Genomic DNA, 19,122 nt, shown 5'->3' on the forward strand with positions numbered 1-19,122 from the left:
GCCTCAAATTCCTTGGACACGTACTTCGACCTAATGTTCAGCCGCTACAGGTTTGTGCCTGACGTGGCGTTTTAACAGTTTTTCAGGATCGACTAACTAATTTTCTTCACAAATTTCAGTCAGACTCTGTTTGACCGCCATGGCCAGCGCCTCAATCCCATCCTTGAAATACGCGTTCCATTTCTGCCCCCGACCCTTGAGGTCTTTATAAGCACTGCGCAGTGCATCCGGATCATCTTCCATGAGCAGTTCGATGAGCTGTTGCGCCTGGAGCAAATCCTTGCGCTTTTTGGCTGTTTCGATCGAATTCCGTCGTTGCGAGACGATTATCTTGTGCAGTGCGAAGCGTGCGGGGGACGGGACCTGAGTGGGCGCGCCGCCGCCGACGAGCAGGATCGTTTCAACCGGATCAGCAACGAGGTAGTCGAGCAGTCTTTGCGGCTGTCCATGACTCCCGAGTTTCAAGGAGTGAATGGGTCCCCTGTCCGGATCGGTGAAGGGCATGCGCACGTCCAGGCGGATTTTGTCTTGATTGATGTAGGATACCGGCGGGGTTCGCGGGTCCATGCCGGGCACTTCGCGGAATGTTTCATCCAGCCCCGTGAGCACTTCCAGCAACGGGACGTTGACATTTTTTCCCACCGCAAGGGAGATTGTCTCGGCCTGGGTCATGTCGAGGTCCAGGGTGTGAAATGCGGATTGACCGAATTTTGCCCCGAGCATCGCGCCGTATGCCTGGAAAGCGATGGTCCCTACTACGAGTGCCCGCTCAAGTACGCCTGCCTCATGCAATCTAAGCAGAAGATTGGCCAGCTTGCCCGTTGGCGCGGCAACTCCTGACGATTTGAGCGTGCTGATTATCTCCATGCGTCCGTTGTATCCCGCCTTGGCCGCCTCGAACGCAGCCACCTTGGCGGCGAGACCCTGATCCTCGACAGGCCCGATATATTCGCGCTGCTGGTATTTTCCGGAGGTGGTTCGTCTGCTTTTCTGGAAATACCAGTGCTCCTGATCACCGACCGGCACCGTGACGATGCTGCCACTCAACGGCCATAGTTCGGGGCTTCGGGGTTCCGACCTGCACTGGTCGACAAGTTCGGCAAAGAGGCTGTGTGTGATGAGCGGAAGTCGTTTCATACTGCAGCTATAATTCAATTTGAAAATGAAGTATAGTCGCGCGTGCGCAAACTCCTATCGCATTCGCCGTTTGCGGTAATATCTGTACAGCACCAGTTCCAGTACGATGAAGAGCGCGATGGGCACTGCCAGGAAGGCCAGGGTCACCAGGGCTCCGAGGCCCCGGTTGGAGGAGGTGATGAGCGGGAAGAGATAGCCGGTGAAGGACGCGACGCTGCCGCCTCCGATCAGAAAGACCAGAAAATATTCGGAAAAAGCCACCAGAAAGACCACGCTTCCGCCAGCGGCCATGGCCGGAAGCAGCAGTGGCATTTCAACCTCCAGAAAGACGGTCCACTTCGATGCTCCCAGATTGCGGGCGCAGATTCCGTACTCGCGGCCCATGAGCGAGTAGCCTGTGGTCAGGGCGCGCAGCATGTACGGATAGCTGATCATGGACAGGACCAGGATCACGCCGGGTATGGTGTCGGCCAGGCCGATCTTGATGAAGATGAAGTGCAGGCCCATGGAGAAGGTCATGGCCGGAACCAGGGCCGGGAGCAGGAGCAGGCCTTCGAGCAGGTTCTTTCCGGCAAAGGATCCAAAGGCCAGTACCTGCGCCGGGAGGATGGTCATGGCCAGGGTCAGGGCCACCGTCGCCAGTGAATATCCGAGCGAGCCGGCCAGGGCGGTCAGGAAGGGGCCCGGACGGGCCGCGAGGAAGCGCAGTCCGTCGAGGGAAAGCTCCGGCCAAAGTTCCGGAAAGCGCCAGCCCGGAGCCCCGGCCTGCAAAATCAGCACGACGACCGGCAGCAGGAACATGAGGGCCAGGGCGATGATGGTCGGGGCGTGTCTCACAGCTTGCGCCTCCATCCGTCGAGATAGGCCGCGAAGCGGTTGTAGAGCATGGCGAAAAGACCGGCGAAGAGGAACATGAGCGTCAGGATGGCCATGGCCAGGGGGCGCTGGTCAAGGTCGCGCTGGAAAAAAATGTCGTAGACCCGGATGGAGAGCATGCCGGGGTGCGATTCGCCAAGCACGAAGGGGATGTCAAAAGAACCGAAGGCGTACAGAAAGAGGATGATGAAGGCGCTGTGCATCGCGGGCAGGAGCCGGGGCAGGGTCACGGACCAAAAGGTGCGCCACGGCCCGGCCCCGAGCATGCGCGCCGTCTGGACCAGCCTGACGTCGAAGCCGAAGAGCACGGCGCCGATCAGCAGCAGAGCAAACGGCACGCCCTTGATGAGAAATGCCATGATCATGCCCAGCCCGCTGCCCGTGTGCAGGATGTTCGGGAATTCTTCCGGGGAGGCGATGAGCCCCGTCTGAAAGAGGGCGGAAGATACAAGGCCCGTCCTGCCGAGGAAGAGAAGGACCAGAAACGCCACCGCCACGTGAGGCAGGATGAGTCCCACCTTGGAGACGACGCCCACCCGGCGCAGTCCGGGCGGCATGCGCCACAGGGCCAGAGCCAGGACGGTGCCGCCCAGCACCGAGCCTGCCGCCGAGACGAGGGCCACGAACAGGGACAGGCCCAGTGATTGGGCCATCGCCGGATCCTGGAGCAGGGTCCGGTAGTGGTCAAGGGTCGCCTCCCCTGTGCCCAGCGGCAGGAAGAGGCCCAGGCTCTGGGCCAGGGTCAGGGCCATGCCCGCGCAGAAGAGTGCGCAGTATGGAAGCAGCAGGGGCGCAAGGCCCCGGAGTGTCCGGCGTTGCATCCTAGTGCCCGAGAATGAACGTGTCCCAGTCCCTTTCAAGAAGCTCCAGATATTCGGGGCTGATCTCCGGCACGGCTGCCGAGGAGAGGACGTCCATCCCGAGGGTGGCCGCGCCCAGATCGACCTCGTCAAAGGCCTTGCGCTGCGTCTCTTCGAGTTTTGTAACCTCGAGAGCGGGCAGGTCGCCCCAGTTTTCGGGTCTGAACTTGGAGAGCTGGGCCTCGGGACTCATCAGGAAATTAGCCAGGACCATGGCGCCCGCCTTGTTCGGGGCATTGAAGGGGATGGCCGTGAAGTGGGTGTTGAAGATGGCACCCTCGGCCAGGACAAAGGTTCGCACCGTATCGGGGTAGGTCTTTTCCAGGATTTTCATCTGCGCGTGGGCCGGGTGGTAGGACATGGCCATGTCGATTTCACCCCTTGCAAACAGGGTGTCCAGCGCGGCGGCGTCCTTGGGATAGGTCCGCCCCTGCTGCCACAGGTGGGGTTTGAGTTCGCCAAGCCAGGCAAAGGTCATGGGGGCGTTCTTGGCATAGAGTTCGGCGTTGAAGCCGTTCATGTACTGCTCGTGGCCGCCGGTGGTGGCGTAGAAGACTTGGCGCAGGAAGGCCGATCCCGTGAAATCCGGGGGCTGCGGGTAGGTGAAGCGCCCCGGGTTGGCCCTTATCCAGTCCGCAAGCTCGGCCAGGTTGGCCGGAGGCGTCGGCGTGCGGGCCGTGTCGTACTCGAAGACGAACTGGGCACGGCCGTAGGGCGCCTCGAAGCCGTTCACGGGGTAGCCGAAATCATGGGCCGATTTTTGCGGGTCGTACCAGGCCGAAAAGTTCGGCAGCCTGTCCGTGAAGGGTCCGAAGAGCACCCCGGCCTGCATGGAATTCTTGAAATTCTCGCCGTTGATCCACAGGAGGTCCATGGTCCCGGTGGTCTTGCCCGCGGCCTTCTCGGTCAACAGCTTGTTGACGAAGACCGGCGCGTCCATGGGCACCCGGACCACGTTCACGTCGTAAAGGCGTTTCATCTCGGAGGTCACGAAAGTGTCGACCCATTGATTGATCTGGGCGCTGCCTCCCCACATGTGCCAGCGCACCTCGGTGCCACGCACAGTCTTTTCCAGGCTCGCGAAGTCCTGCTGCAGCACGGAGGTCTGTTCCGGGGCGTCGGAGCATCCGGCGGTCAGGGCCGCAAGGAGCATGATGAAAAGTAATTTTATGCGCATGAATCCTCCGGAAGAGAGCCGCTGAAGATGGGCGGATACTGGTTTGAAACGCGGATGTGCATCCTGTCCCCTGGCTGCCCCATGGGTTCCAGGGCGTAGACCACGAGGTCCTGGTCCAGGACGCGCAGAGTGTAGCACAGGTAGTGCCCCGCGAAATGCGTGGCTGTTATGACAGCGGGGCCGTCCGGGTCCGGCTCCAGGCGCAGGGCTTCGGGCCGCAGTCGGCAGGTCTCAAGGCCCAGAAGACGGGCCAGGGGGGCGGTGATGGTGTTGACCGGCCCCAGAAAGCGCGCCGTTTCCATGTCCACGGGCCGCCGGTAGACGTCCAGCGGCGGCGCGTATTGACGCAGGCTGCCCCCGAGCATGACCCCGATGCGGTCGGACATGGCCAGCGCTTCCTGCAGGTCGTGGGTCACGCAGATCGTGGTGATGCCGAAGCTGCGCTGGGTGGAGCGGATGAAGAGGGCCGTCTCCATCTTCAGGTTGCGGTCGAGGTTGGCGAAGGGTTCGTCCAGAAGCAGCAGTGAGGGTTCAAGAACCATGGCCCTGGCAATGGCCACGCGCTGCTTCTGTCCGCCCGAGAGCTCTGACGGATAGGCATCCCGCCTGTCCTCAAGGTGGAAGTAGCCGAGCATGGGCATGACCTTGTCCCGGATGGCGTCCCTGGACATCTTCCGGGCCTTCAGGCCAAAGGCGATGTTCTGGAAGACCGTCATGTTCGGGAAGAGCACGTAGTCCTGAAAGACGAGGATGGCCTGCGGCTTCTTCCCTTCGCCGCCGAAGTGGCTGACGGTCCCGCTGTCGGCGGTCTCAAGCCCGGCGATGATGTGCAGCAGGGTCGTCTTGCCCGCCCCGGACGGCCCGACCAGGGAGACGAGGCTGCCCCGGGGCACGCCGAAGCTTATGTCCCGAAAGACCTCCATGCCGCCGAAGCGTTTGCCGAGGGCCGTGACCCGCAGCAGATCCGTCGTTTCGGCGTCAGCGTTCAAGAGCCTGGAAGTGACGCATGAAGCGTCGATCTATATAGTCTTTGATTAAAAATCCCAGCCAGTTGCGGAACATGAGCGGTCCCTTGCTGAAAATGGCCGTGTCGTCGCCCATGTTGAAGAGGAGCAGGTAGCTTCCGCCGGGATCGAAGCGCTGCAGCCTGGTTCCGTTCAGGCTGGCGCGGACATTGCGCAGCAGGACCGGGTTTTCGCGCACGGCATAGACGCCGACCTTGTCCAGAGCCTTGGGTTCGAAATCGATGCAGTCGCCGCCGCCGAAAATTTCGGGGTGTTGCACGCTTTGCAGCCATTCGTTGACCAGCAGGCCTCCCGTGACTCCCGTGGGCAGTCCCGAGTCGGCAAAAATCCGTGAGGGGCGCACGCCCGTGGCCACGAAGACCATGTCCGGGTGATGATGTTTTCCGTTCTGGATGATGACGCCGTTGCGGATTTCGTCCACATAGCCGTCTTCATTGATAGTGATGTCTTGAAGAGTGAGGGAATCTCGGGCCATGGTCTGGATCTTTTCCGGAAAGCGGCCCAGGAGTTGGCGTCCTGCAAAGAGGGTGATTCGAGGCGCGTGCCGTCCGCGCAGTTTGGCGAGCTTGCGCACGTTGCCCGCGATTTCGAGCGCGGCCGGACCGCCGCCGACCACGGCCACATGGGGCCGTGTCCTGGCCGCGCAGAGGGATATCACGGCCCGCTGCGCTTCCTGCAGCCGTTCGATGGGCTTGACCGTGAAGATGTTCGACGTGTCGCCGTGGATATTGTCAAAGGGAATGAAGCTGCCCGCGTTGCATGACAGCACGTCGTATTCCAGGGTGCTGCCGGAGGCCAGGGTGACCTGCCGCTCGGCGGCGGCTATGTGCGTGACTTTGTCCCGCACGAAGGTTCCGCCCATGCTTTCGACAACCTGGCGGGTGGCGAAGCGGATCTCGTCCGGAGTGTAGGTCGTGCCGAGCATGCCTGGGCCCATGCCGGAATAATAATGAAAATCCGACGGCTGTACGACGGTTACTTCGTGTCCTTCCCGGACCAGATCCCGCATGTGGGCCAGGATGGTCATATGTGCGTGGCCGCCTCCGGCCAGGAGCAATTTTTTACCCATGGTTTTCTCCCGTGGTGATATTTCAAAACCGGCAGTCTGCTTTCATATCTTTAACCATAATCATCGGGCGGATGCAATGATCTGACCCGATCCGGCCTGCCGCGCGGTTTGCCTGCCGGAAGGCAAAAGGGTTCAATCCCGGCCGATGTCGCCGCCAAGATACCAGGCGTCGAAGAGATGCCGGGCAATGGTTTCGGCCGATGGCAGGGCCAGCTCGCCGGAATCGAGCAGGGCGGGGATTTCGTGGCGTGCGAACCAGCGGGCGTCCTCGAGCTCGGCCTCGTCGATGTGAATTTCGGTACTGGTCGCGCGGGCATGAAAGCCGAGCATGAGCGAACCGGAAAACGGCCAGGGCTGGGAGGAAAAATAGTGAATGTCGCGCACCGTGACTCCCGTCTCCTCCATGACCTCGCGCAGGACCGCGTCCTCGGCGCTTTCCCCGGGTTCGACATAACCGGAGAGGGCCGAGTAGATCCGCGGCTGCCAGAGGGACTGACGGCCGAGCAGGCACCTGTCGCCCTGGCTGTCACTGTGGTGCACCAGAACGATCATGGCCGGATTGACGCGGGGAAAATGCACCGCGCCGCATTCCGGGTTGGTGCATGTCTGGGCCGGTGAGCCTGGCCTTGGCATGGTGGGGTGGCCGCACAGGCAGCAGTAGCGGGCCAGGCTGTGCCAGCCCGCGACGGCGCGGGCGTACCCGAGCAGGGCGGCCATTTGCCTTGGCAGCACGGCCGCGTGCCGACGCAGGGGGACGAAGGTCCCGAGGCTGCTCAGGCATTGGACCGTGCCAGCCGGGAGGCGTTCGATGTTGATGGCGAAATAGCTGCTGCTGCCGTCGTCGCCCAGGAGCATGGCCTGCAGATGGGCCCGGTCGCATGCGCCGAGCATGGGCGGGGCCAGCAGGAGCGGTTCGAGCCGGGTCCCGTCGAAGAGGATCTCGTCCCCCCGGACCACGACAAAGACGGCGCGGTTCGATGTCAGGCTTTTTTCCCAGCCCGGGGCATCGAGGGGAGCAGATGGTTTGCGGTTCAGGACCAGGCCGGCAAAGGTGTTGAGGGCGGAGCGTGAGTAATGATCCATGAGGCACTCGGGATGGGTCTGCGTGTTCGGCGCGGGTTGTGCGCGGGGCGTACTCAGCGTTGTGCCCTGCTTTTGAACCTGCGGCAATAGGTGCAGTGGCGGCAGACCTCTTCCACGAGCCTGCCCGCCGCGAAACCGGCGGTCATGGCCCTGGCCCGTGGCGAGTCCAGGATGGCGGCAAGCTGGGCATCGTGGATGTTGCCCAGGGCGAGCCTTGCGTCCGCGTCGAGACAGCACGGGCAGACCGTGCCGTCGACCAGGATGGCGCAGTGGGTGGCTAGGGCGTGGCAGAACCCGCGCGATCTTTCCTGCGTGGTCAGGTCGCCCGGCCATTCGAAGACCGTGTCCGTGTGCAGATAGATGCGGCCCAGCAGCCGTGAGCTCTTGCGTCCCGGCGCAGGGGGCTGGATTTCGCGGTCAAGGGCGGCTGCGATGCGTTGCAGGATGGCCGCGTTGAATTGGCTGTGCTCGGGAGATCCGAGGTTTTGCAGGGTCCAGAGTCGCAAGTTGATGAAGAGCTCTGGCCGCGCATCCGCCGCGCGCAGGCTGAATTCAAGGATGCGTTCCAGGGTGTCGTGGTCAAGGCCCTCGCCTCGGCGCAGGGACTGCATGGAGAAATTGATCTGTCGCAGGGCCCGCGCCCGCATCAGCATGTCCGCCTTGCCGTGGAGCAGGGCGGCGTTGGTGGTCAGGTTGACCCCGATCCCTGCCGCCGCGCACAGTTCAAGGATTGCCTCAAGGTGCGGATGCAGGAGCGGTTCGCCCATGACGTGCAGGCAGACCTGATCCGTGAGCGGCGCGAGCTGATCCAGGACGCGACTGAAGAACTCGGGGGCCATGCTCGCTGGGGGGCGTGTCGTTCCGGCGCAGAAGTCGCAACGCAGGTTGCAGATGTTGGTGATCTCGACATAGACACGCTGAAATCGCAGGGATCGGGCGGACGTCACGCGTGCTCCGTGGTCCGGGCGACTTCCGGGCTGGATGGCGCGGGACGGGGCGCGACGATGTTCGGTCGGCTGGCGGTCGGCATGGGCTGGTGGGTGCGCACGTGATTTTCCCTTTGGACGAAAAAGCCCCCGTCGCGAGACGAGGGCCGGGTTTGACTGCAGGAAGGGCCTGCCCCTTTCGGGCGCGGCGCGGTCTGGAATCAGAGGGTGTAGAGTTCGTCTCCGGACAGGATGCGCACGTTGTTCTTCTGCAAGACCTCGATGGCCTGGTCCGTGCGGTCGAAACGGAAGATGAGGATGGCGTTGCGGCCGCTCTGGGTCACGAAGGCGTACATGTACTCCACGTTCACCCCTCCGGCGTTGAGCATCTCCAGGATGGTGTGCAGTCCGCCGGGACGATCGCCCACCTCGGCGGCCACGACATTGGTGCGGCCCACGGTGAAGCCCTTGGCCTTGAGCACTTCCTTGGCCTTTTCGTTGTCGGTCACGATGAGGCGCAGGATGCCGAAATCGGAGGTGTCGGCCAGGGACAGGGCGCGGATATTGATCTGGTTTTCGGCCAGGGTCTTGGTCACTTCGGCCAGGCGGCCGGCTCTGTTTTCCAGAAAAACGGAAATCTGTTCAACTTTCATGGTTCCTCCCGGTCTGGGGTGGGGGACGCCCGGTGGCGCCTGCCCTGTTGATTACGAGTTGCGCAGGTCGATGATGCGTTTGGCCTTACCTTCGGAGCGTTCGATACTCTGCGGTTCGGACAGGGTCACCTTGGCGGTGACGCCCAGGAATTCCTTGATATTTTTTTGTATCTTGGCTTCGATACGCTGTAAATGCCTGATCTCGTCCGAGAAGAGCTTTTCGTCCACCTCGACCTTGACCTCAAGCATGTCCAGGCTGCCCTGACGGGTCAGGATGAGCTGGTAATGCGGGGCCACGCCCTGGGTTTCGAGCAGGATGGTCTCGATCTGCTGCGGGAACACGTTCACGCCGCGGATGATGAGCATGTCGTCGCTGCGGCCCTGGATGCGCGAGATGCGCCGGTGGGTGCGGCCGCACCGGCAGGGGATGGCCTCGATGCGCGTGATGTCGCGGGTGCGGTAGCGGATCAGCGGCTGTGCTTCCTTGGTGATGGTGGTGATGACCAGTTCGCCGGATTCGCCCAGAGGCAGCTGCTCGCCCGTATCGGGATCGATGATCTCGATGAGGAAATGGTCTTCCCAGATGTGCAGGCCGTCCTGGGCGTCGCAGCATTCCATGCCTACGCCCGGGCCCATGATTTCGGACAGGCCGTAGATGTCGAGGGCCTTTATCTGCAGCTTGGATTCGATCTCGGAGCGCATCTTTTCGCTCCAGGGTTCGGCGCCGAAGATGCCCGTGTGCAGCTTCAGGTCGGAGATGCTCATGCCCGCCGCGAGGATCGATTCGTACAGGAAGAGCGCGTAGGACGGGGTGCTGCACAGGATGGTCGAGCCGAAGTCGCGCATGAGCATGACCTGCCGCCTGGTGCCGCCGCCGGATATGGGCAGGATGGTCGCGCCCAGGCGCTCCACGCCGTAGTGCATGCCGAGGCCCCCGGTGAAGAGGCCGTAGCCGTAGGCGTTGTGCACGATGTCGCGGCGGCTGGCCCCGGCGCACATGAGGGAGCGGGCCATCAGCTCGGCCCAGGTGTTCACGTCGCGCTGGGTGTAGCCGACCACGGTGGCCTTGCCCGTGGTGCCGGAGGAGGCGTGCACGCGCACGACATTGTCGCGGGGCACGGCGAAGAGGCCGAAGGGATAGTTGTTGCGCAGGTCCTGTTTCTCGGTGAAGGGCAGGTACTTGAGGTCGTCCAGGGAGCGGATCTGCTCCGGGCGGACGTTCATCTCGTTGAATCTGGCCTGGTAGAAGGGTACGTTGTAGTAGACCTTTTCAACCATGGCCTTGAGCCGCCTGAGCTGCAGGGCTTCCAGTTCTTCCCGGGGCATGGTTTCGTTCGAAACATCGTAAAGCATGGTTGATCCTCCAGGTAAAAAAAATGAAAAAAGCCGTGAACAAGGGGCTGTTCACGGCAATTTGAATCATTCGCGCGGCGTGCGCTACACCGTGGCCCCCTCACCGAAGGGGCTTCTAAATATCAGGAAAAGGTCTGAATCGATAATATACTGCATTGAAGATCTATGCCTTGACCCGCCGCATTCGTCAAGGTTTGCCTCATTGCCCTGCATGGAGAATTGACGTAGAAAATATGAGTTTGAGCGATAAAATAGCATACGGAGTGTAAGCGAACCTTATGGAAGAAAAGATTGAACAGATCGTGACCTGGCTTTCGGACAAGAAAGGAACGAATATCAAAGCCCTTGACGTGCGGGGATTTTCCCCCCTGACCGAGACCATGATCTTTGTCACGGCCAGATCGGCCAAGCATGCCCAGTCCCTGGCGGACGAAGTCATGCAGCGCCTCGCGGAAAGGAAATGGGAATTTTTCGGCGTCGAGGGAATGCAGAGCGGCCAATGGGTGCTGGTCGATTGCAACGACGTCATCGTGCATGTTTTTCAGGACGAGATGCGCTCCATGTACAACGTCGAGGGGCTTTACTCGCAGGCCACGGTTCTTGAGCTGCCCGCGAGCGTCTCGGCCGGGGAAGGAAAATGAAAAAGCCCTGCGTGCTCCTCATTCTGGACGGTTGGGGCAAGGCCGCCCCTGGTCCGGGGAACGCCGTCAGCCAGGCCCGCACACCGCGCATGGAAGCGCTGCTCTCCGCCCACCCCAAGGGAGAGCTTAAGTGCATGGGCCGGGACGTCGGCCTGCCTGACGGACAGATGGGCAACTCGGAGGTCGGGCACCTGAATCTTGGCGCGGGGCGTATAGTCTATCAGGACATCATGCGCATCAACCTGGCCATAGAGGACGGTTCCCTGGCCGCCAACCCCGTACTGGCCGAGCTTGCGGGCGCGGCCAAGGGGGGCTCGGGGCGCGTGCATCTCATGGGCCTGGTCTCCGATGGCGGGGTGCACAGCATGCAGGATCATCTCGTGGCGCTGATCCAGGCCTTGAGCGATCAGGGCGTGGCGGACATCTGCGTGCACGCATTTCTGGACGGCCGGGATACGCCGCCGCGCAGCGGGCTGGGCTACATAAAGGCCCTGGAAGCCGATCTGGCCCGCATGGGCGCGGGGCGCATCGTTTCGGTCTCGGGGCGCTACTACGCCATGGACCGGGATCAGCGCTGGGATCGGGTCGAGCTGGCCTATGCAGCCATGACCGATGGCCGGGGCCTGACCGCCCCGAGCGCGGTCGATGCGGTCAGCGACGGATACGAGGCCGGAGAGAACGACGAGTTTGTGAAACCCCGCGTGATCCTGCGCGATGGGCGGCCTTCGGGCCTGATCGAAGACGGCGACGCCGTGCTCTTCTTCAACTTCAGGGCCGACCGGGCGCGTGAGCTGACCCGTGCCCTGAACGAGGATGGCTTCACCGGGTTCGCGCGGCCGCGCAAGATCGCCCTGTCGCGCTTCGTGACCATGACCCGCTACGAAAAGGATTTTGGCCTGTCCGTGCTCTTTCCGCCGGTCAGCCTGGACCGTATCCTGGGCCAGGTCGTGTCCGAGCGGGGCATGCGTCAGCTGCGCACGGCCGAGACGGAAAAATACGCCCACGTGACCTACTTTTTCAACGGCGGCCAGGAAACGCCTTTTCCCGGAGAGGACCGCGAACTTCTGCCCTCACCCAAGGACGTGCCCACCTACGATTTCAAGCCGGAGATGAGCGTGTACAAGGTCACGGACACTCTTGTTAAGGCGCTGGAGTCGGGGAACTACGACATGGTGATCTGCAATTTCGCCAACCTGGACATGGTCGGACACACCGGGGTCATCCCTGCCGCCATCAAGGCCTGCGAGGCCGTGGATCAGTGTCTGGGGCGGGTCATGGACTGCGTGGTGAAGATGGGAGGTACTCTGTTGGTCACGGCGGACCACGGCAACGCCGAGGATATGCTGGACGCGCAGGGCAACGTGAAGACTTCCCACAGCCTGAATCCCGTGCCTTTCGTTTATTTGGGGCCGGGAAACTTCAGGGTGCGCGACGGTCGCCTGGCCGATGTGGCGCCGACCATTTTGGCCATTCTCGGGATTGAAAAGCCCGTGGAGATGACCGGAGAGAGCCTGCTGCTGCCGCTCTGATCAGAAGGCGCGCGAAAGAAAAAGTCCCCGTGACAGGGGGAAACGATCCGCCGGGAAACCGGCGGTTTTTTTTTGTGTGGGCTGGAGAGGCGGGCCTTGTTGGCCCGGTCAGGCCGCTTCGAAACTCCCTCGCGGGCCTCGTACGGCGTAATCGTTGCGTGCAGGGCGTAAAAGCGGAGCAGGACGAGCGGCAACGATTCCGCCAACGATGCCAGGCTCGGTCAGACAGTCGAAGCAACCTGACCGGGCCAACAAGGCCCGCTGCGGTACTGCGGCGCGTTGTCATTGCGGTTTAATATGGTGTGTTTTGGGGGCGAAGAAGATGTGTTTTTCTTGGCTTGGCTGGAGAGGCGAGCCTTGTTGGTCCGATCAGGCCGCCTTGAAACTCCCTCGCGGGCCTCGTACGGCGTAATCGTTGCGTGCAGGGCGTAAAAGCGGAGCAGGACGAGCGGCAACGATTCCGCCAACGATGCCCGACTCGGTCAGACAGTCGAGGCAACCTGACCGGACCAGCAAGGTCCGCTGCGGTACTGCGGCGCGTTGTCACTGCGGTTTAATATGGTGTGTTTTGGGGGTGAAGAAGATGTGTTTTTCTTGGTTTGGCTGGAGATGCGGGCCTTGTTGGTCCGGTCAGGCCGCCTCGAAACTCCCTCGCGGGCCTCGTACGGCGTAATCGTTGCGTGCAGGGCGTAAAAGCGGAGCAGGACGAGCGGCAACGATTCCGCCAACGATGCCCGACTCGGTCAGACAGTCGAGGCAACCTGACCGAACCAACAAGGCCCGCCACGGTACTGCGGTGCGTTTTTCGGGGGAAGAAGACTTGTTTTTCTTGGTTTGGATGGAGAGTCGGACCAACAAGGCCCGCCGTGGTACTGTGGTGCGTTGTCACTCTGTGTCATCCCTGCGCAGGCGGGGATCCATCTTTTATTCTTCCAGGGCGATGTAGTTTCGCGGGTCGAAGCGTGGGGTGCAGACGGCCAGGAAGATGAGGTCGGATGCGCTGGTGCAGGTGATGCGCTGCCGGACCTCCGGCGGGATGATGACCACGTCGCCGGGAGCCACGTCTTGGGGCGGCAGGTCGCCGACTTCGACGCGGCCCCGGCCTTCAAGGATCACATAGCGCTCGACGGTTTGAGCAAGAGCATGCCAGGCCGTGGTGCGTCCCGGCTCGACCCTTGCGCGGGCCATGGATGCGGCCGGGTCGTGATCCGCGTTGGAGAGTTCGGTGATGAAGCATCCTTCCCGGAAAAAGTATTCATTCCCGGGAGCGTGTTCGAGTATGCGTGCCTGCATGGTTCACCTCAGGATGAAGCCGCGGATTTTCAGGTCCTTGGCCCATGTTTTCCATGGTCCGCTCAGGAACGTGGCGGTCATGGTCGTCGGATTGAACAGGACCTTGGCGTCCAGGTCCAGATGGCATTTGCGGTCAAAGTTGGTGTGGCTGAAACGCAGGCTCCAGGTTCCGTCGGCGTTGGGGCAGGCCTCTTCCACATAACCGAGGTGGCCGGTGGGCATCTTGCGGCGGTTGTTGACGTCGATGACCATGATGGACCCGGCCTTGGGAACCAGGGTCGTCGCCTTGCTCTTGCGCGCGCATTCGTACCACTCCACGGGACCCGTGTCGCCCAGGCGGCAGGTCATGATCCCGCTGCGGCAGCGGGCGTAGGGAACGCATTGGGGCTGGCAGCGGCCGGTCACGGTCTTGCCGTGTTTGTTTTTGCTCGTCTTGCCGGGCTGAAGCTTGAAACAGTCCGCGCGGTCCAGGCTCGGATCGACGGCGTCACACTCGAGGCACGGGGCTTCCTGTGCCTCCGAGGTCCGCGTGGGCGCGGTTTCGCTTCGTGGCGTGGTCTGGATTTCGGCTGTTGGCGCCGGGCTTTGGGGAGCGGGGGCTTCCACCGTCGCGTTTGTCTGTGCCGGGGCGGCTTGCGAAGGCCCGGGCGCGGGCTTGGAACAGGCCGCGAGCAGCGTCAGGAGCAGGAGCAGGAAAAGTCGGATCGTCGTGGAACAGGGGCGCATCAATAACTCCTGAGGGGATGGGGACTTGGGTGTCGGCTCCAATATGCGGCACGCGGGGAACTCGTCAATGCACTTTTCGGGCAGTGGCGGCGGCGGATTTTGGACAAAAAAAAGCCCGTCCTTGGACGGGCTTCCTCATGATCGAACAGACCGCTTAGTAGCGGGGGCGGCTCTCACGGGGCTGAGATTCGTTGACCTTCAGGTTGCGGCCCTGAAAATCGGTGCCGTTCACTGCCTGGATGGCCTGGCGGGCGCCTTCGTCATCCATCTCGACAAAGCCAAAACCACGGGAGCGGCCGGTGGCGCGGTCTTCGATGACGTGAGCAGAGGTGACTTCGCCGTACTGGGAGAACAGGGACTTCAGGTCGGCATCGGTGGTCGACCAGGACAGATTTCCAACATAGATGTTCATAGACTAAACTATAACTCCGAAAAAAAAGGTAAAAAAAATGCGGATATTCCGGCTGGAAACAGCTACCAGCTGGTCCGCACCAGCGTCACGATCATTTCCCATGAAATGGCATGACGCTTCAAAACAATGAATAGAAATAGTGGTGAGCTGCTGGCCTGTCAATATGTTTTTTTTAAATCGAAATGCGTGTGGTGTAGCATGTAGAAAGCTTTGGGGCCCGGAGTTTTCAGGTCATGGCTTGCGCGTCCGCGAATTTCTGGGTCAGGGTGCCAGCCAGGATGAAGCCCAGTCCGGCCAGGGTGGCTGCATGGATGGTCTCGCCGAGCAGGAAGTGAATGATGAAGAGGGACAAAAAGGGGGCCAGATAGATCAGGTTGCTGACCTGCGCCGTGGTTCGGGACAGGCGCAGGGCCGACATCCAGAGCACGAACGTCACCCCCATCTCGAAGACCCCGAGATAGATCGCGCCCAGCAGACCCGGAGCGTTGGGGATGAGCGAAATGCCGGACAGGATCGCCCATGCCCCGGTGTAGACCGCGCCGCAGCAGAAGTTGAGCAGCAGGCGCAGGGTCGGGTCCATGGCGTCCTTGACCCCGAAAATCCAGAACAGGGCCCAGATGACCGTGCTGCCCATGGCCAGGGCAAAGCCCAGAGGGCTCTCCATCTCGAATCCAAGCAGATTGCCCCGGGTGGAGATGATGAGCGCGCCGAGGTAGCCAAGGCCGATGGCCACGAATTGCAGGCCCCGCAGGCGCTGCCCCAGGAGGGGGATGGCCAGGAGGCTCATGGTGATGGCCCAGGTGTAGTTGATGGCCTGGGCTTCCTGGGCTCGGAGCAGATCGTAGGCGCGGATCAGGACAAGGTAGTAGAGAAAGGGGTTCAGACCGCCAAGAAGCAGGGAGAAGCGGGCTTCCTTCAATGTCAGCCCCGACAGTTCGCCTATCCTGCCCTGGATGGTCAGGATCAGGAGCAGGACGAACACCGAGGTCAGGCTGGCGTAGAAAAGCAGCGGTTCCGGGCCGAGGTGGCGCAGGGACAGCTTGAAGGCGGTGGCCACGGTCGACCACAGGCAGACGGCTGCAAGTCCGCAAATATAGGCTTTCTTTTGGTTCTTTTGCATTTTCATGGCCGCCGGGCATGTGTTGCGGTTTTTGGAAAATGAATATACCGGTGTGTACGTGTCACAATGCTGCAAATCATTCGGCATTTGGAAGTGTTGTGCCGTGAAATGAACTGGTTTGGGTCCGCTTGGAAAAACGGGTCGGCCCGGACGGTTCATTGTTACTTGTGGGGGAACCTGATTTTTTGTCAAACGTTTTCATGAGGATGAAAAACATGCTGAAACGCGCTGCTTTTGTGATCGCCTGTCTTGTGTGCATGGCCGCCGGTCCGGCCCTGGCCGAGGAAAAAGTCCTGTTGAACGGCATCGACGCCAACTATCCTCCGTTCGCCTACGTGGATCAGAGCGGCAAGCCCAGCGGCTTCGATGTCGACGCCGTGGACTGGATCGCGGCCAAGATGGGTTTCAAGGTCAAGCACGTTCCCGTTGACTGGGATGGCATTATCCCCAACCTGCTGGCCAAGAAGATCGACTTCATCTGTTCCGGCATGACCATCACTGCCGAGCGAGCCGAGAAGGTCAACTTCACCGCTCCCTACTGGGAAGTGAAGAACGTGTTCGTGACCAAGAAGGGTTCCGAGCTCAAGGCCGATGAAATCTACGGCAAGGAACTGACCATCGGCATGCAGGCCGGCACCTCCGAAGCCAAGTGGATGGCCGACGAGAAGGAAAAGCAGGGCTGGAAGTTCACCATCCGCCACTATGATTCCGCTCCCATGGCCATCGAGGACGTCGTCAACGGCCGCATTGACGCCGCCGCCATGAACTATCCCCCGGCCCGTGACGCCGAGAAGAAGAAGCCTGTGCAGATCATCGGCATCTTCGGCGAAGTCGAGCCCTTTGGCGCCGCCGTGCGCAAGGAAGACAAGGAACTGCTCGACACTCTGAACAAGGGCTTCGAGATGCTCAAAGCCGACCCTTACTGGGAAGAGCTCATCGCCAAGCACCTGAACAAGTAGTCCGACCTTTTTTTGAAACCTCGGGAAGGCCTGGCAATGCTCCGGCCTTCCCGTTTTTTTGCCAAGCCGTGCCAAGGATTCAGCCCTGATCATGAACGAAACCGTCACCGTCCTCCTGGACGCCATGCCCTATGTGTTGCAGGGCGCGGCCGTCACTGTGATCGCAGTGGTCGGCGCAATGTTTTTGGGTCTTTTCATCGGCGTGCCCCTGGCCGTGGGACAGGTTTACGGCTCGTGGCCTGCGCGGGCGTTCTGCGGCCTTTACGTCTGGTTTTTTCGCGGAGTGCCGATCCTGGTGCTGCTTTTTCTTTTCTATTTCGGACTGTTCAACCTCGTGGGGCTCAACCTGAACGCGGTCGCGGCGGCCACCATCGTGCTCGGCATGACCAGCGGAGCCTATCAGTCCCAAATTTTTCGCGGCTCCATCCTGTCTCTGTCCAAAGGGCAGCTCAAGGCGGCCCGCGCGCTCGGCATGTCCGACGGCCTGGCCATCCGCTCCATCATCCTGCCCCAGGCCTTGCGCCTGTCCATTCCCGGCTGGTCCAACGAATACTCCATCATATTGAAGGATTCGGCCCTGGCCTTTGTGCTTGGGGCGAGCGAGATCATGGCGCGGACGCACTTCGTGGCTTCGCGGACCTACCAGCATCTGCCCATGTACGTCAGCGCGGCAGTGCTTTATTTTTTATTGACCTGGGCCGGGGTCATTGCACTGCGCGCCCTTGAAAAACGTGTCAGAATAAAGGGTTATGTGCATTAATGGAGAATAAGAAAACACGAAACCTGCTCATGCGGGTGCAGGGCATATCCAAGGTCCTGGGTGGGCGCGAGATACTCAAATCCGTGAGCCTGAACCTCTACGAAGGTGAAATGAAGGTGCTCATCGGCCCCTCGGGGGGAGGCAAAAGCACGCTCCTGCAGTGCATGAACTATCTCATCGTGCCCGACCGGGGGGAAATCGAGCTGGACGGCAGGCGTGTGGATCCGCACAAGGCCCGCGAGCTGTGCGAATTTCGTCAGCAGGTGGGCATGATTTTTCAGGACTTCAATCTTTTTGATCACCTGACCGCGTCGGACAATGTCGGCATCGCCCTGCGCAAGGTCAAGGGCATGAGCCGCGCGCGGGCCAGGGACCGCGCCATGGCGGAGCTGGAGCGCGTCGGCCTCGGCGACAAGGGGCACCTCTATCCGGCGGAGCTGTCCGGTGGGCAGAAGCAGCGCGTTTCCATCGCCCGCGCTCTGGCCATGGACCCCAAGGTCATGCTGCTGGACGAGCCTACATCCGCCCTCGATCCGGAATTGGTCAGCGAAGTGCTGACCGTCATCCGCGGACTGGCCCAGAACGGCATGACCATGGTCATGGCCACGCACCAGATGGGTTTCACCCGCTCCCTGGCCGACGAGGTGCTTTTCATGCAGGAAGGCCGGATCATCGAGCAGGGCAGCCCCAAGGAACTTCTGGCCGATGGCTCGGGCACCCGCACCCTTGATTTCTGTTCCCAGATTCTTGATGTGGAGGGTGCCGGCTCATGAACGAGGAGTTCGTCTTTCTGCTGGAACGGCTGGTGCCCGCTCTGAACAAGGGCGTGCTCGTGAGCGTGCAGCTGATCGTGCCCTCGGCCCTGCTGGGCATCTTTTTCGGAGTGATCGTCGGAGCGTGCCGGGCATTTGGCGGCGGGATCCTGCAGGCCGTGGCCAATGGCTACGCCGCGCTTTTCCGGGGCACGCCCCTGGTGATCCAGCTCTTCATCCTCTATTTCGGCCTGCCGGGCGTGGGCATCTATTTCCAGCCGTACACGGCGGCCGTGATCGGATTCACCCTGTGCAGCGCGGCCTATCATTCGGAATATATCCGTGGCGGACTGCTCTCCATCAAGCGTGGTCAGGTGCTCGCGGCCCAGGCGCTCGGTTTTTCAACGTTCACGACCCTGGTCTGGATCATCATTCCCCAGGCCTTTCGTCGGGCGCTGCCAGGCTGCGGGAACGAGATCGTGTACCTGATCAAGTATTCGTCCCTGGCCTACGTCATCACCTGCTTCGAGCTGACCGGGCAGGCCAAGATCGTGGCCAGCGAGAGTTTCCGCTTCAGCGAGGTGTTCATGGTCGTGGGCGTCTATTACCTTGTACTGGTCAGCGTGGCTTCCTACGGCCTGCGCAGGTTGGAAAAGAGACTGGAAATTCCGGGCTTCGGCCATTAGCATATCCTGAATCCAGGCAATATTTCATGCGGCCGGCCTTTTGTCGGCCGCTCTCATTCCCGGTTTGTCCACCACGGCCGAACCG

Annotated in this window: 20 protein-coding genes; 6 read left to right on the forward strand and 14 right to left on the reverse strand. The window is 61.4% G+C overall.

Going from position 1 to position 19,122, the window contains the following annotated elements; translation table 11 throughout:
- Window positions 1–96: 96 nt before the first annotated feature.
- The 10 genes from BMZ24_RS15085 to BMZ24_RS15130 form a co-directional block, all read right to left on the reverse strand.
- On the reverse strand, window positions 97–1,137 hold the full coding sequence (locus tag BMZ24_RS15085; RefSeq protein WP_092193597.1) for a GSU2403 family nucleotidyltransferase fold protein: 1,041 nt from the start codon (window positions 1,135–1,137) through the stop codon (window positions 97–99).
- Window positions 1,138–1,191: 54 nt separating this feature from the next.
- Window positions 1,192–1,974 carry an ABC transporter permease gene (locus BMZ24_RS15090; protein WP_092193598.1) on the reverse strand — a complete coding sequence of 261 codons (783 nt, stop codon included), beginning with the start codon at window positions 1,972–1,974 and terminating at the stop codon, window positions 1,192–1,194.
- Window positions 1,971–2,834: an ABC transporter permease gene (locus BMZ24_RS15095; RefSeq protein ID WP_092193599.1), complete on the reverse strand. Its 864-nt coding sequence runs from the start codon at window positions 2,832–2,834 to the stop codon at window positions 1,971–1,973. Before BMZ24_RS15095 ends, BMZ24_RS15090 begins: the two co-directional genes overlap by 4 nt.
- Before the next feature lies 1 nt (window position 2,835).
- Window positions 2,836–4,050 (reverse strand): ABC transporter substrate-binding protein, encoded by a 1,215-nt coding sequence (locus tag BMZ24_RS15100; protein WP_092193600.1) that lies wholly within the window; start codon window positions 4,048–4,050, stop codon window positions 2,836–2,838.
- Complete coding sequence (locus tag BMZ24_RS15105; RefSeq protein WP_225940329.1) at window positions 4,041–5,039, reverse strand: ABC transporter ATP-binding protein; 999 nt, start codon at window positions 5,037–5,039, stop codon at window positions 4,041–4,043. Before BMZ24_RS15105 ends, BMZ24_RS15100 begins: the two co-directional genes overlap by 10 nt.
- A complete protein-coding gene (locus tag BMZ24_RS15110; protein WP_092193601.1) occupies window positions 5,029–6,144 on the reverse strand; it encodes an NAD(P)/FAD-dependent oxidoreductase in 1,116 nt (371 codons plus the stop codon). The genes BMZ24_RS15105 and BMZ24_RS15110 overlap by 11 nt, the downstream gene beginning before the upstream one ends.
- Before the next feature lie 132 nt (window positions 6,145–6,276).
- Window positions 6,277–7,227, reverse strand: a complete 951-nt coding sequence (gene nudC / locus BMZ24_RS15115; RefSeq protein WP_092193602.1) for an NAD(+) diphosphatase — start codon at window positions 7,225–7,227, stop codon at window positions 6,277–6,279.
- 53 nt (window positions 7,228–7,280) lie between these two features.
- Window positions 7,281–8,174, reverse strand: a complete 894-nt coding sequence (locus BMZ24_RS15120; RefSeq protein WP_092193603.1) for a radical SAM/SPASM domain-containing protein — start codon at window positions 8,172–8,174, stop codon at window positions 7,281–7,283.
- 200 nt (window positions 8,175–8,374) lie between these two features.
- A complete protein-coding gene (locus BMZ24_RS15125) occupies window positions 8,375–8,806 on the reverse strand; it encodes an ACT domain-containing protein (RefSeq protein ID WP_092193604.1) in 432 nt (143 codons plus the stop codon).
- A 51-nt stretch (window positions 8,807–8,857) separates the two neighbouring features.
- Window positions 8,858–10,159 carry a phenylacetate--CoA ligase family protein gene (locus BMZ24_RS15130; RefSeq protein ID WP_092193605.1) on the reverse strand — a complete coding sequence of 434 codons (1,302 nt, stop codon included), beginning with the start codon at window positions 10,157–10,159 and terminating at the stop codon, window positions 8,858–8,860.
- A 278-nt stretch (window positions 10,160–10,437) separates the two neighbouring features.
- Here BMZ24_RS15130 and rsfS point away from each other — a divergent pair, with 278 nt between their 5' ends.
- Together rsfS and gpmI are read left to right on the forward strand one after the other, a co-directional pair.
- Window positions 10,438–10,800, forward strand: coding sequence for a ribosome silencing factor (rsfS, locus tag BMZ24_RS15135; protein ID WP_092193606.1), 363 nt, complete (start codon window positions 10,438–10,440; stop codon window positions 10,798–10,800).
- Window positions 10,797–12,329 (forward strand): 2,3-bisphosphoglycerate-independent phosphoglycerate mutase, encoded by a 1,533-nt coding sequence (gpmI, locus tag BMZ24_RS15140; protein WP_092193607.1) that lies wholly within the window; start codon window positions 10,797–10,799, stop codon window positions 12,327–12,329. The genes rsfS and gpmI overlap by 4 nt, the downstream gene beginning before the upstream one ends.
- Before the next feature lie 924 nt (window positions 12,330–13,253).
- On the opposite strand, the gene BMZ24_RS15145 is transcribed toward gpmI, so the two are convergent.
- From BMZ24_RS15145 to BMZ24_RS15160, 4 genes are all read right to left on the reverse strand, one after another.
- Complete coding sequence (locus tag BMZ24_RS15145; protein ID WP_092193608.1) at window positions 13,254–13,622, reverse strand: cupin domain-containing protein; 369 nt, start codon at window positions 13,620–13,622, stop codon at window positions 13,254–13,256.
- 3 nt (window positions 13,623–13,625) lie between these two features.
- A complete protein-coding gene (locus BMZ24_RS15150; protein ID WP_092193609.1) occupies window positions 13,626–14,348 on the reverse strand; it encodes a CHAP domain-containing protein in 723 nt (240 codons plus the stop codon).
- Between the two features lie 154 nt (window positions 14,349–14,502).
- On the reverse strand, window positions 14,503–14,760 hold the full coding sequence (locus BMZ24_RS15155) for an RNA recognition motif domain-containing protein (protein ID WP_092193610.1): 258 nt from the start codon (window positions 14,758–14,760) through the stop codon (window positions 14,503–14,505).
- A gap of 226 nt (window positions 14,761–14,986) precedes the next feature.
- Complete coding sequence (locus BMZ24_RS15160) at window positions 14,987–15,880, reverse strand: DMT family transporter (protein WP_341864731.1); 894 nt, start codon at window positions 15,878–15,880, stop codon at window positions 14,987–14,989.
- 215 nt (window positions 15,881–16,095) lie between these two features.
- Between BMZ24_RS15160 and BMZ24_RS15165 the strand changes: the two genes are divergently transcribed.
- From BMZ24_RS15165 to BMZ24_RS15180, 4 genes are all read left to right on the forward strand, one after another.
- Window positions 16,096–16,839 (forward strand): ABC transporter substrate-binding protein, encoded by a 744-nt coding sequence (locus BMZ24_RS15165; protein WP_092193705.1) that lies wholly within the window; start codon window positions 16,096–16,098, stop codon window positions 16,837–16,839.
- 91 nt (window positions 16,840–16,930) lie between these two features.
- Window positions 16,931–17,599 carry an amino acid ABC transporter permease gene (locus tag BMZ24_RS15170; protein WP_092193612.1) on the forward strand — a complete coding sequence of 223 codons (669 nt, stop codon included), beginning with the start codon at window positions 16,931–16,933 and terminating at the stop codon, window positions 17,597–17,599.
- Window positions 17,599–18,372 carry an amino acid ABC transporter ATP-binding protein gene (locus tag BMZ24_RS15175; RefSeq protein WP_092193613.1) on the forward strand — a complete coding sequence of 258 codons (774 nt, stop codon included), beginning with the start codon at window positions 17,599–17,601 and terminating at the stop codon, window positions 18,370–18,372. Before BMZ24_RS15170 ends, BMZ24_RS15175 begins: the two co-directional genes overlap by 1 nt.
- Window positions 18,369–19,037 carry an amino acid ABC transporter permease gene (locus tag BMZ24_RS15180; protein WP_092193614.1) on the forward strand — a complete coding sequence of 223 codons (669 nt, stop codon included), beginning with the start codon at window positions 18,369–18,371 and terminating at the stop codon, window positions 19,035–19,037. The genes BMZ24_RS15175 and BMZ24_RS15180 overlap by 4 nt, the downstream gene beginning before the upstream one ends.
- The last annotated feature ends 85 nt before the right edge of the window (window positions 19,038–19,122 follow it).

Origin of the sequence: Desulfomicrobium norvegicum, from assembly GCF_900114595.1 — a bacterium.
Lineage (GTDB): Bacteria > Desulfobacterota > Desulfovibrionia > Desulfovibrionales > Desulfomicrobiaceae > Desulfomicrobium > Desulfomicrobium macestii.

Coding starts and splice junctions, on each gene's coding strand:
- BMZ24_RS15085 (WP_092193597.1), bottom strand. CDS start 1,137: ATGAAACGACTTCCGCTCATCACACACAGCCTCTTTGCCGAACTTGTC.
- BMZ24_RS15095 (WP_092193599.1), bottom strand. CDS start 2,834: ATGCAACGCCGGACACTCCGGGGCCTTGCGCCCCTGCTGCTTCCATAC.
- BMZ24_RS15100 (WP_092193600.1), bottom strand. CDS start 4,050: ATGCGCATAAAATTACTTTTCATCATGCTCCTTGCGGCCCTGACCGCC.
- BMZ24_RS15110 (WP_092193601.1), bottom strand. CDS start 6,144: ATGGGTAAAAAATTGCTCCTGGCCGGAGGCGGCCACGCACATATGACC.
- nudC (WP_092193602.1), bottom strand. CDS start 7,227: ATGGATCATTACTCACGCTCCGCCCTCAACACCTTTGCCGGCCTGGTC.
- BMZ24_RS15125 (WP_092193604.1), bottom strand. CDS start 8,806: ATGAAAGTTGAACAGATTTCCGTTTTTCTGGAAAACAGAGCCGGCCGC.
- BMZ24_RS15130 (WP_092193605.1), bottom strand. CDS start 10,159: ATGCTTTACGATGTTTCGAACGAAACCATGCCCCGGGAAGAACTGGAA.
- rsfS (WP_092193606.1), top strand. CDS start 10,438: ATGGAAGAAAAGATTGAACAGATCGTGACCTGGCTTTCGGACAAGAAA.
- gpmI (WP_092193607.1), top strand. CDS start 10,797: ATGAAAAAGCCCTGCGTGCTCCTCATTCTGGACGGTTGGGGCAAGGCC.
- BMZ24_RS15145 (WP_092193608.1), bottom strand. CDS start 13,622: ATGCAGGCACGCATACTCGAACACGCTCCCGGGAATGAATACTTTTTC.
- BMZ24_RS15150 (WP_092193609.1), bottom strand. CDS start 14,348: ATGCGCCCCTGTTCCACGACGATCCGACTTTTCCTGCTCCTGCTCCTG.
- BMZ24_RS15155 (WP_092193610.1), bottom strand. CDS start 14,760: ATGAACATCTATGTTGGAAATCTGTCCTGGTCGACCACCGATGCCGAC.
- BMZ24_RS15160 (WP_341864731.1), bottom strand. CDS start 15,880: ATGCAAAAGAACCAAAAGAAAGCCTATATTTGCGGACTTGCAGCCGTC.
- BMZ24_RS15165 (WP_092193705.1), top strand. CDS start 16,096: ATGCTGAAACGCGCTGCTTTTGTGATCGCCTGTCTTGTGTGCATGGCC.
- BMZ24_RS15170 (WP_092193612.1), top strand. CDS start 16,931: ATGAACGAAACCGTCACCGTCCTCCTGGACGCCATGCCCTATGTGTTG.
- BMZ24_RS15175 (WP_092193613.1), top strand. CDS start 17,599: ATGGAGAATAAGAAAACACGAAACCTGCTCATGCGGGTGCAGGGCATA.
- BMZ24_RS15180 (WP_092193614.1), top strand. CDS start 18,369: ATGAACGAGGAGTTCGTCTTTCTGCTGGAACGGCTGGTGCCCGCTCTG.